Below are 5,748 nucleotides of genomic sequence, written 5' to 3'. Positions count from 1 at the left end.
GTCGGCCGGCGCCTGCGGCGCGATCACGCGATGCGCGGGCGCCGCGATGCCGTGACGCTCGAGCGCCGCGACGCTGCCGGGCCCGACCACGCCGACCGGCAGCGCGTTCGGCCAGATCGCGCCGTACTGCGCGAGCGCGCGGTCGATCGCGTTCGGCGAGACGAAAATCACCAGTGCGTAGTCGGCGAGCGCCGCGAATGCCGCGTCGAGCGGCGCCGGATCGTCGACCGGCGCGATGTCGATCAACGGAAATTCGAGCACGTCGCAGCCGGCCTCGGCCAGTTGCGACGCCAGCGCGCCGGACTGGCCGTCCGGGCGCGTCAGGACAGCGGTGAACGCGCGCGTGCCGCCCGCCATCAGGCGTCGCCCTTGCCGGCGGCCTGCGAGCCCGCGAGCAGCGCCCGGACGATGTCGAGCGCACCTTGCGCCTCGAGCTCGTCGGACACGGCACGGCCGAGCGCGAGCGCATCGGCGACGGTCACGACGGCCCCGCACGCCTCGGCCGTCAGCACGCGCTTGCCGTCGGTCGTCGACACACGGCCCGTCAGGTACAGTTCGCCCGCGCGCCACACCGCGTGCGCGGCGAGCGGCACCTCGCAGCTGCCGCCGAGCGCGCGCGACACCATCCGCTCGGCCTCGACCGCGAGCGCGGTCTGCGGGTCGTGCAGCGGTGCGAGCCATGCGGCGACGTCGTCGCGGTGCGATGCGATCTCGATGCCGAGCGCGCCCTGGCCCGCGGCGGGCGGACTCGCCTCGACGTCGAGCAGCGCGCGGATCCGCGCTTCGAGGCCGAGGCGCTTCAGGCCGGCGGCCGCGAGGATGATCGCCGCGTAGTCGCCGCGATCGAGCTTCGACAGGCGCGTGTCGAGGTTGCCGCGCAGCGGCAGCACATCCAGGTGCGGGTAGCGCGAGCGCAGCATCGCCTCGCGGCGCAGGCTCGACGTACCGACCACGGCGCCGGCCGGCAGCGCGTCGAGCGACGCGTAGTCGTTCGACACGAATGCATCGCGCGGATCTTCGCGCTCCATGATCGCGGCGAGCGAGAAGCCGTCGGGCAGCGCCATCGGCACGTCCTTCAGCGAATGCACGGCGAGATCGGCGCGGCCGTCGGCCAGCGCGGCCTCCAGTTCCTTCACGAACAGGCCCTTGCCGCCGACCTTCGACAGCGTGCGATCGAGAATCTGGTCGCCGCGCGTCGTCATCCCGAGGATTTTCACGTCACAAGCTGGATATAATTTGCGCAGCGCATCACGCACATGTTCGGCTTGCCACATCGCCAGGCGGCTTTCGCGCGAAGCAATCGTCAACGTCGCGGGCGACTGTGCCTGTTGCGGCCCGGCCGCAGGGGTCTCGGAATTCATTGCTGGAACATCGAAGGACGGGATTGAAGATCGAACAATGGTAGCACGCACGCCCCTGCCCGCCCGGGCCTGGAGCCTGCGCCCGGCCTGCCGCCGAGCGGGTCGCGGCGCCGATGCGCGGATGTGCCGCACGTAGCTGGTTGCTTGACCGCAGTTTCGCAGTTTCCGCAGTTCCTTTTGACTCGAGCTTTCCCAAGGAAACCCATCGTGAAGTCTTCCGGATCGGCGCGTACGGCGCGCCGCAATGCTGCCCTGTCCTCCTCCGACGCCTCGACGGACACCGTCGCCACCGCCGCGAACGGCCGTGCGAAAACGGCAACGAAACCGAAAGACCCGATACGTCAGACAAAACGCGCGACGAAAGCCGCCGGCCCGGCTGCCCGCACCGCGGCCCGCACGGCCGGTGCGCCGAAGTCCGGCACGCGCACGCGCGACGACAAGGACGGCCCGCTGTTCGAAGACATCCGCTTCCTCGGCCGCCTGCTCGGCGACGTCGTGCGCGAGCAGGAAGGCGATACCGTGTTCGACGTCGTCGAGACGATCCGCCAGACCGCGGTCAAGTTCCGCCGCGAGGACGACAGCGAAGCCGCGCAGACGCTCGAGAAGAAGCTGCGCAAGCTGACGCCTGAACAGACGGTGAGCGTCGTGCGCGCGTTCAGCTATTTCTCGCACCTCGCGAACATCGCGGAAGACCGCCACCACAACCGCCGCCGCCGCATCCATGCGCTGGCCGGCTCCGCGTCGCAGCCCGGCACGGTCGCGTACGCGCTCGAACAACTGAAGACGACCGGCAACGCGTCGAAGCGCCTGCTGCAGCGCTTCTTCGACGATGCGCTGATCGTGCCGGTGCTGACCGCGCACCCGACCGAGGTGCAGCGCAAGAGCATCCTCGACGCCCAGCACGACATCGCGCGCCTGCTCGCCGAACGCGACCAGGAACTGACGACCCGCGAGCGCCAGCACAACGAAGCGATGCTGCGCGCGCGCGTCACCGCGCTGTGGCAGACCCGCATGCTGCGCGACTCGCGCCTGACGGTCGGCGACGAGATCGAGAACGCGCTGTCGTACTACCGCGCGACGTTCCTCGACGAACTGCCCGCGCTGTACGGCGACATCGAGGCCGCGCTCGCCGAGCACGGCCTGTCCGCGCGCGTACCCGCGTTCTTCCAGATGGGCAGCTGGATCGGCGGCGACCGCGACGGCAACCCGAACGTGACCGCGCCGACGCTCGACGAAGCGATCAACCGCCAGGCCGCGGTGATCCTCGAGCACTATCTGGAACAGGTGCACAAGCTCGGCGCCGAGCTGTCGGTGTCGAACCTGCTCGTCGGTGCGAACGACGCCGTGAAGGCGCTCGCGGCAGCCTCCCCCGACCAGTCGCCGCACCGCGTCGACGAACCGTATCGTCGCGCGCTGATCGGCATCTACACGCGCCTCGCCGCCAGCGCGCGCGTGCGTCTCGGCGAAGGCACGGTGCCGGTGCGCAGCGCGGGCCGCGGCGCGCCGCCCGTGCGAGCGATCCCGTACGCGGATTCCGAAGCGTTCGTCGCCGACCTGAAGGTGCTGACCGCGTCGCTCGACGAACACCACGGCACGTCGCTCGCCGCGCCGCGCCTCGCGCCGCTCGTGCGCGCGGCCGAAGTGTTCGGCTTCCACTTGGCGAGCATCGACCTGCGCCAGAGCTCCGACATCCACGAAGCCGTGGTCGCCGAACTGTTCGCCCGCGCGGGCGTCGAGGCCGACTACGCGGCGCTCGCCGAGGAAGACAAGCTGCGCGTGCTGCTCGCCGCCCTCGCCGATCCGCGTCCGCTGCGCTCGCCGTATTTCGAATACTCGGCGCTCGCGCAGAGCGAGCTCGGCGTGTTCGAGAAGGCACGCGAAGTCCGCGCGCAATTCGGCGCACGCGCGGTACGCAACTACATCATTTCGCATACGGAAACCGTCAGCGACCTCGTCGAGGTGCTGCTGCTGCAGAAAGAGACGGGCCTGCTCGAAGGCGCGCTCGGCGTGCCGGGCGGCGATGCGAAGAACAGCCTGATGGTGATCCCGCTGTTCGAGACGATTCCCGACCTGCGCGACGCCGCGCGCATCATGCGCGAGTACTTCGCACTGCCGGGCATCGACGCGCTGATCGCCCACCAGGGCGCCGAGCAGGAAGTGATGCTCGGCTATTCGGACAGCAACAAGGATGGCGGCTTCCTCACGTCGAACTGGGAGCTGTATCGCGCGGAGCTCGCGCTCGTCGACCTGTTCCGCGACCGCAAGATCACGCTGCGCCTGTTCCACGGCCGCGGCGGCACGGTCGGCCGCGGCGGCGGCCCGACCTACCAGGCGATCCTGTCGCAGCCGCCGGGCACCGTGAACGGCCAGATCCGCCTCACCGAACAGGGCGAGGTGATCGCGAGCAAGTTCGCGAACCCGGAGATCGGCCGCCGCAACCTCGAAACGGTCGTCGCCGCGACGCTCGAGGCGACGCTCCTGCCGCAGAACAACGCGCCCGCGCAGTTGCCGGCGTTCGAGGCCGCGATGCAGACGCTGTCCGATGCGGCGATGGCCGCGTACCGCGCGCTCGTCTACGAAACCCCGGGCTTCACCGACTACTTCTTCTCGTCGACGCCGATCACCGAGATCGCCGAGCTGAACATCGGCAGCCGCCCGGCGTCGCGCAAGCTGCAGGATCCGAAGCAGCGCAAGATCGAGGACCTGCGCGCGATTCCGTGGGGCTTCTCGTGGGGCCAGTGCCGGCTGCTGCTGACCGGTTGGTACGGTTTCGGCAGCGCGGTGAGCGCGTATCTCGACGGCGCGCCGGACGACGCCGAGCGCACGAAGCGCGTCGCGCTGCTGAAGAAGATGAACAAGACCTGGCCGTTCTTCTCGAACCTGCTGTCGAACATGGACATGGTGCTCGCGAAGACCGACCTCGCGGTCGCGTCGCGCTACGCGCAGCTCGTTTCCGACCGCAAGCTGCGCAAGCACGTGTTCGAGCGGATCGTCGCGGAATGGGAGCGCACGTCGCAGGCGCTGGCGGAAATCACCGGGCACGAAGGCCGCCTCGCGACCAACCCGCTGCTCGCGCGCTCGATCAAGAACCGCTTCCCGTATCTCGATCCGCTGAACCACCTGCAGGTCGAGCTGATCAAGCGCCACCGCGCGGGCGACACGAACGCGCGGCTGCGCCGCGGGATTCACCTGACGATCAACGGGATCGCGGCCGGCCTGCGCAACACGGGCTGATCCGCCTGCGGCGCGGTGGGATTCCGCGCCGACTGACGTCTTAAAGGCCGCGATACGCGATGGTGCGTATCGCGGCTTTTTTCATGCGCCGGCGAAGCCGTGCCGGTGTACCTCGCGCTCAGTGCGCGTCGATCAGCAACGCGTCGTGTTCGAACGAACCGTCGGGCTGCACCGCGTAGTAGCCACGCACCTCGTCCGGCGCATGCGCCCACAGCGCGCGAATGCCGGTGACGCTGTCGGCCGGCGTGCGGATGCGCGCGACCCACGTATCGAAATCGATCGGCAGCCGCCAGCGGCTGTGCACATGCGCGTCGAAGCCGGCTTCGCGGAACATCGCGAGCCATTCGTCCGCCCGGTAGTCGCGCACGTGCGACGCGTCGCGCAGCACTTCCGCGGCCTGCAGATACGTATCGAGAAGCGGATGGTCGTTGCCGGCGATATCGATCATCAACACGCGGCCGCCCGGTTTCAGCACGCGGCGCACCTCGGCGAGCGCCGCGCGCATGTCGTGCCAGTGGTGCGCGCTCATCCGGCTCACGACCCAGTCGAACGTCGCCGTCTCGAACGGCAGTTGCTCGGCCGGCCCCTGCCGCGTACGGAGGTTCGCGAGCCCGCGTTCGCGCGCGGCGGCGTCGACGGTCGCGAGCATCTGCGCGGCGAGATCGTAGGCGACCACGTCGCGCACGTGCGGCGCGACGGCGAAGCTTGCATGGCCGGCGCCGCAGCCGAGATCGAGCACCGCGGCATCGGGCGTGGCGCGCACCGTGTCCGCGAGCGTCTGCAGATCGGCGCCCGTCGCATGGACCGTGCTCGTCAGATAGGCGGCGGCCGTCGTGCCGAATGCGTCGGCGACCTGGTCGTGGTGTTTCATCGTTTGCTCCTTTGTACCGTTGCCGGTGCGACAGACGCCTCAGCGCCTGCTCCGGCCCCATGCAACGCGTTTTGTGGGACGCTCGCTGCCCTGCCAGCGCGCGAGCCGCTACAATAGGCCTGCGTTTGTACCAGTACAAGTTAAGCAGTTATTCTGTAGTGGGGGCCGATCGCGCCCGGCGGGAAATGCCGGTAGTGCGCATAGGCGACCGCGAACACCTCATCGGTCATCAGTGCGCCGAGCGTCGCACGCCAGCGCAGCGGCAGGTGGGCGACATAAGGC

At 69.5% G+C, this 5,748-nt stretch carries 4 protein-coding genes and 1 pseudogene; 1 reads left to right on the top strand and 4 read right to left on the bottom strand.

From position 1 onward, the window contains the following. Positions 1 to 357: uroporphyrinogen-III synthase (locus G3N96_RS37555; RefSeq protein ID WP_206140366.1), on the bottom strand; the 357-nt coding region annotated here is incomplete at its 3' end. Further along, positions 357 to 1,361 (bottom strand): hydroxymethylbilane synthase, encoded by a 1,005-nt coding sequence (gene hemC, locus G3N96_RS37550; protein WP_206140365.1) that lies wholly within the window; start codon positions 1,359 to 1,361, stop codon positions 357 to 359. The genes G3N96_RS37555 and hemC, both read right to left, overlap by 1 nt. A 207-nt stretch (positions 1,362 to 1,568) precedes the next feature. Here hemC and ppc point away from each other — a divergent pair, with 207 nt between their 5' ends. Continuing rightward, complete coding sequence (gene ppc, locus G3N96_RS37545; RefSeq protein ID WP_206140364.1) at positions 1,569 to 4,595, top strand: phosphoenolpyruvate carboxylase; 3,027 nt, start codon at positions 1,569 to 1,571, stop codon at positions 4,593 to 4,595. A 118-nt stretch (positions 4,596 to 4,713) separates the two neighbouring features. Here ppc and G3N96_RS37540 read toward each other — a convergent pair whose 3' ends face one another. Both G3N96_RS37540 and G3N96_RS37535 read right to left on the bottom strand, forming a co-directional pair. Continuing rightward, positions 4,714 to 5,466 carry a class I SAM-dependent methyltransferase gene (locus tag G3N96_RS37540; RefSeq protein WP_124582997.1) on the bottom strand — a complete coding sequence of 251 codons (753 nt, stop codon included), beginning with the start codon at positions 5,464 to 5,466 and terminating at the stop codon, positions 4,714 to 4,716. A 155-nt stretch (positions 5,467 to 5,621) separates the two neighbouring features. Next, positions 5,622 to 5,748: pseudogene (locus G3N96_RS37535) on the bottom strand (branched-chain amino acid ABC transporter permease); the annotation flags it as partial.

This window comes from Burkholderia sp. Se-20373 (assembly GCF_017104705.1).
Classification (GTDB): Bacteria; Pseudomonadota; Gammaproteobacteria; order Burkholderiales; family Burkholderiaceae; genus Burkholderia.
This window is presented reverse-complemented; position numbering and strand designations above follow the sequence as displayed.